Origin of the sequence: Comamonas aquatilis, from assembly GCF_965139575.1 — a bacterium.
GTDB classification, from domain to species: Bacteria; Pseudomonadota; Gammaproteobacteria; order Burkholderiales; family Burkholderiaceae_C; genus Comamonas; species Comamonas aquatilis.
Map to the genome: position 1 here is coordinate 1 of NZ_CBCSIW010000039.1, position 5,434 is coordinate 5,434.

Below are 5,434 nucleotides of genomic sequence, written 5' to 3' on the forward strand. Positions count from 1 at the left end.
CGCTCATGGAAATAGAAGTGAAGTTCACTTCAATTCCGTTTTTATGAGTGAGTCGCAAGACTTTAAATTCAAGATCGAACTATAGAGTTTGATCCTGGCTCAGATTGAACGCTGGCGGCATGCTTTACACATGCAAGTCGAACGGTAACAGCACTTCGGTGGCTGACGAGTGGCGAACGGGTGAGTAATACATCGGAACGTGCCTAGTAGTGGGGGATAACTACTCGAAAGAGTAGCTAATACCGCATGAGATCTACGGATGAAAGCAGGGGACCTTCGGGCCTTGTGCTACTAGAGCGGCTGATGGCAGATTAGGTAGTTGGTGGGGTAAAGGCTCACCAAGCCAACGATCTGTAGCTGGTCTGAGAGGACGACCAGCCACACTGGAACTGAGACACGGTCCAGACTCCTACGGGAGGCAGCAGTGGGGAATTTTGGACAATGGGCGCAAGCCTGATCCAGCAATGCCGCGTGCAGGATGAAGGCCTTCGGGTTGTAAACTGCTTTTGTACAGAACGAAAAGTCTTGGGTTAATACCCTGGGACCATGACGGTACTGTAAGAATAAGCACCGGCTAACTACGTGCCAGCAGCCGCGGTAATACGTAGGGTGCAAGCGTTAATCGGAATTACTGGGCGTAAAGCGTGCGCAGGCGGTTATGTAAGACAGAGGTGAAATCCCCGGGCTCAACCTGGGAACGGCCTTTGTGACTGCATAGCTAGAGTACGGTAGAGGGGGATGGAATTCCGCGTGTAGCAGTGAAATGCGTAGATATGCGGAGGAACACCGATGGCGAAGGCAATCCCCTGGACCTGTACTGACGCTCATGCACGAAAGCGTGGGGAGCAAACAGGATTAGATACCCTGGTAGTCCACGCCCTAAACGATGTCAACTGGTTGTTGGGTCTTAACTGACTCAGTAACGAAGCTAACGCGTGAAGTTGACCGCCTGGGGAGTACGGCCGCAAGGTTGAAACTCAAAGGAATTGACGGGGACCCGCACAAGCGGTGGATGATGTGGTTTAATTCGATGCAACGCGAAAAACCTTACCCACCTTTGACATGTACGGAATCCTTTAGAGATAGAGGAGTGCTCGAAAGAGAGCCGTAACACAGGTGCTGCATGGCTGTCGTCAGCTCGTGTCGTGAGATGTTGGGTTAAGTCCCGCAACGAGCGCAACCCTTGCCATTAGTTGCTACATTTAGTTGAGCACTCTAATGGGACTGCCGGTGACAAACCGGAGGAAGGTGGGGATGACGTCAAGTCCTCATGGCCCTTATAGGTGGGGCTACACACGTCATACAATGGCTGGTACAAAGGGTTGCCAACCCGCGAGGGGGAGCTAATCCCATAAAGCCAGTCGTAGTCCGGATCGCAGTCTGCAACTCGACTGCGTGAAGTCGGAATCGCTAGTAATCGTGGATCAGAATGTCACGGTGAATACGTTCCCGGGTCTTGTACACACCGCCCGTCACACCATGGGAGCGGGTCTCGCCAGAAGTAGGTAGCCTAACCGCAAGGAGGGCGCTTACCACGGCGGGGTTCGTGACTGGGGTGAAGTCGTAACAAGGTAGCCGTATCGGAAGGTGCGGCTGGATCACCTCCTTTCTGGAAAACCGCTGCTTCAATTGAACGCCCACACTTATCGGTTGTTGGAACAAGCCAAGGCTTGGTAGACGAGAAGAGATTCTTGCTTGCCGGGTTGAGGAATGGGTCTGTAGCTCAGCTGGTTAGAGCACTGTGTTGATAACGCAGGGGTCGTTGGTTCGAGCCCAACTAGACCCACCATAGATTCCAACGCCAGGTTAGAGGATCCCGGGGGATTAGCTCAGCTGGGAGAGCACCTGCTTTGCAAGCAGGGGGTCGTCGGTTCGATCCCGTCATCCTCCACCAAAACTTAGCGCCTGAGGGTGCTATAATCGAAGGCTCTTCAATACAAAAGCAGTCTGGCTTCAGACTGCTTTTGTATTGATCAATCTGATCAATAGGCTGTTCTTTAAAAATTCATAGAGTCGAAATCAGCGTTGCTGGTGGAAACTGCACATTCGTAAAGGTTTAGTGCAGACCGTGCCACCAGCAACAATTTTGATTGCGTCAAAACAAATATTTTGCGAAAGCAAAGATATTTAGTAATGACGAATATCTCCAAGATAGCAATATCGAGGAATTATTCACATTACGGCATAACGCGTGAGGTGTGAGACCTCACCAGTCTTTGATTTTGATTTTGTTGTTTCGCAAGAGACATCAAAGTTATAGGGTCAAGTGACTAAGAGCATATGGTGGATGCCTTGGCGATTACAGGCGACGAAAGACGTGATAGCCTGCGATAAGCTTCGGGGAGCTGGCAAATAAGCTTTGATCCGGAGATTTCTGAATGGGGAAACCCACCTAGCAATAGGTATCGCAACCTGAATACATAGGGTTGCGAGGCGAACCTGGAGAACTGAAACATCTAAGTACCCAGAGGAAAAGACATCAACCGAGATTCCGATAGTAGTGGCGAGCGAATTCGGAACAGCCTTCTAGTGATAGTCAGATTGCTAACAAAACGGAATGGAAAGTCCGGCCATAGTGGGTGATAGCCCCGTATGTGAAAGCAGTTTGGTGGTACTAGGCTAGAGACAAGTAGGGCGGGGCACGAGAAACCCTGTCTGAATATGGGGGGACCATCCTCCAAGGCTAAATACTCGTAATCGACCGATAGTGAACCAGTACCGTGAGGGAAAGGCGAAAAGAACCCCGGGAGGGGAGTGAAATAGATCCTGAAACCGTATGCTTACAAAAAGTCGGAGCCTCGTAAGGGGTGACGGCGTACCTTTTGTATAATGGGTCAGCGACTTACATTCAGTGGCAAGCTTAACCGAATAGGGGAGGCGAAGAGAAATCGAGTCCGAATAGGGCGTCTAGTCGCTGGGTGTAGACCCGAAACCAAGTGATCTATCCATGGCCAGGATGAAGGTGCCGTAACAGGTACTGGAGGTCCGAACCCACTAGTGTTGCAAAACTAGGGGATGAGCTGTGGATAGGGGTGAAAGGCTAAACAAACTTGGAAATAGCTGGTTCTCTCCGAAAACTATTTAGGTAGTGCCTCAAGTATTACCGTCGGGGGTAGAGCACTGTTTAGGCTAGGGGGTCATGGCGACTTACCAAACCTATGCAAACTCCGAATACCGACGAGTACAGCTTGGGAGACAGAGCACCGGGTGCTAACGTCCGGACTCAAGAGGGAAACAACCCAGACCGCCAGCTAAGGTCCCTAAAATTGGCTAAGTGGGAAACGAAGTGGGAAGGCTAAAACAGTCAGGATGTTGGCTTAGAAGCAGCCATCATTTAAAGAAAGCGTAATAGCTCACTGATCGAGTCGTCCTGCGCGGAAGATGTAACGGGGCTAAGCCAGTTACCGAAGCTGCGGATTTGCAATTTATTGCAAGTGGTAGGAGAGCGTTCTGTAAGCCTGTGAAGGTGTCTGGTAACGGATGCTGGAGGTATCAGAAGTGCGAATGCTGACATGAGTAGCGTTAAAGGGGGTGAAAAGCCCCCTCGCCGTAAGCGCAAGGTTTCCTACGCAACGTTCATCGGCGTAGGGTAAGTCGGCCCCTAAGGTGAGGCAGAGATGCGTAACTGATGGGAAACAGGTCAATATTCCTGTACCGATATGTAGTGCGATGTGGGGACGGAGAAGGTTAGCTCAGCCAACTGTTGGAAATGTTGGTTCAAGCCTGTAGTCATGCCTGGTAGGCAAATCCGCCGGGCTAAGATGAGGGGTGATAACGAGTCTGCTTGCAGACGAAGTGAGTGATACCCTGCTTCCAGGAAAAGCCACTAAGCTTCAGCTACATACGACCGTACCGCAAACCGACACTGGTGCGCGAGATGAGTATTCTAAGGCGCTTGAGAGAACTCAGGAGAAGGAACTCGGCAAATTAACACCGTAACTTCGGGAGAAGGTGTACCCCTAGTAAGTGAAGTTGTACAAATGGAGCTAAACGGGGTTGCAAAGAATAGGTGGCTGCGACTGTTTAATAAAAACACAGCACTCTGCAAACACGAAAGTGGACGTATAGGGTGTGACGCCTGCCCGGTGCTGGAAGATTAAATGATGGGGTGCAAGCTCTTGATTGAAGTCCCAGTAAACGGCGGCCGTAACTATAACGGTCCTAAGGTAGCGAAATTCCTTGTCGGGTAAGTTCCGACCTGCACGAATGGCGTAACGATGGCCACACTGTCTCCTCCTGAGACTCAGCGAAGTTGAAATGTTTGTGATGATGCAATCTCCCCGCGGAAAGACGGAAAGACCCCATGAACCTTTACTGTAGCTTTGTATTGGACTTTGAACAGATCTGTGTAGGATAGGTGGGAGGCTTTGAAGTGTGGTCGCTAGATCACATGGAGCCAACGTTGAAATACCACCCTGGTGTGTTTGAGGTTCTAACCTTGGTCCATTATCTGGATCGGGGACAGTGCATGGTAGGCAGTTTGACTGGGGCGGTCTCCTCCCAAAGCGTAACGGAGGAGTTCGAAGGTACGCTAGTTACGGTCGGACATCGTGACGATAGTGCAATGGCATAAGCGTGCTTAACTGCGAGACTGACAAGTCGAGCAGATGCGAAAGCAGGACATAGTGATCCGGTGGTTCTGTATGGAAGGGCCATCGCTCAACGGATAAAAGGTACTCTGGGGATAACAGGCTGATACCGCCCAAGAGTTCATATCGACGGCGGTGTTTGGCACCTCGATGTCGGCTCATCTCATCCTGGGGCTGTAGTCGGTCCCAAGGGTATGGCTGTTCGCCATTTAAAGAGGTACGTGAGCTGGGTTTAAAACGTCGTGAGACAGTTTGGTCCCTATCTTCCGTGGGCGCTGCAGATTTGAGGAAGCCTGCTCCTAGTACGAGAGGACCGGAGTGGACACACCTCTGGTGTATCGGTTGTCACGCCAGTGGCATTGCCGAGTAGCTAAGTGTGGAAGAGATAACCGCTGAAAGCATCTAAGCGGGAAACTCGTTTCAAGATGAGATCTGCCGGGGCCTTGAGCCCCCTAAAGAGTCGTTCGAGACCAGGACGTTGATAGGTCAGGTGTGGAAGCGCAGTAATGCGTTAAGCTAACTGATACTAATTGCTCGTGAGGCTTGACCCTATAACTTTGATTGAGAAATCAAGGTGAAGACTGAACGTGAAAGCGTTCAAGTTATGCCAGGCGCAATCAAAAGATAAAAAGCTGATAAAGACTCTATGAATTCGTTGGATTGAAGGTGGTTTGATTAAGAAGTTAATCGAGCGCCTTGGATCTGACAAAAAGTTTATGCCTGATGACCATAGCGATTTGGTACCACTCCTTCCCATCCCGAACAGGACAGTGAAACGAATTTGCGCCGATGATAGTGCGGGTTCCCGTGTGAAAGTAGGTCATCGTCAGGCTCTTACAGTGAAA

The 5,434-nt window shown here is 50.5% G+C and carries 2 tRNA genes and 3 rRNA genes; all 5 read left to right on the plus strand.

Going from position 1 to position 5,434, the window contains the following annotated elements:
- Positions 1 to 76 precede the first annotated feature (76 nt).
- The 5 genes from ACNAZA_RS22190 to rrf all read left to right on the plus strand — a co-directional run bounded on the left by ACNAZA_RS22190 (position 77) and on the right by rrf (position 5,421).
- Positions 77 to 1,609, plus strand: a 16S ribosomal RNA gene (locus ACNAZA_RS22190).
- A 103-nt stretch (positions 1,610 to 1,712) separates the two neighbouring features.
- A tRNA-Ile gene (locus tag ACNAZA_RS22195) sits at positions 1,713 to 1,789 on the plus strand.
- Positions 1,790 to 1,818: 29 nt separating this feature from the next.
- Positions 1,819 to 1,894 (plus strand) — tRNA-Ala (locus ACNAZA_RS22200).
- A 366-nt stretch (positions 1,895 to 2,260) separates the two neighbouring features.
- Positions 2,261 to 5,140, plus strand: a 23S ribosomal RNA gene (locus tag ACNAZA_RS22205).
- Positions 5,141 to 5,308: 168 nt separating this feature from the next.
- A 5S ribosomal RNA gene (rrf, locus tag ACNAZA_RS22210) occupies positions 5,309 to 5,421 on the plus strand.
- Together the 16S, 23S and 5S rRNA genes with 2 tRNA genes alongside form the textbook arrangement of a ribosomal RNA operon.
- Positions 5,422 to 5,434 lie beyond the last annotated feature (13 nt).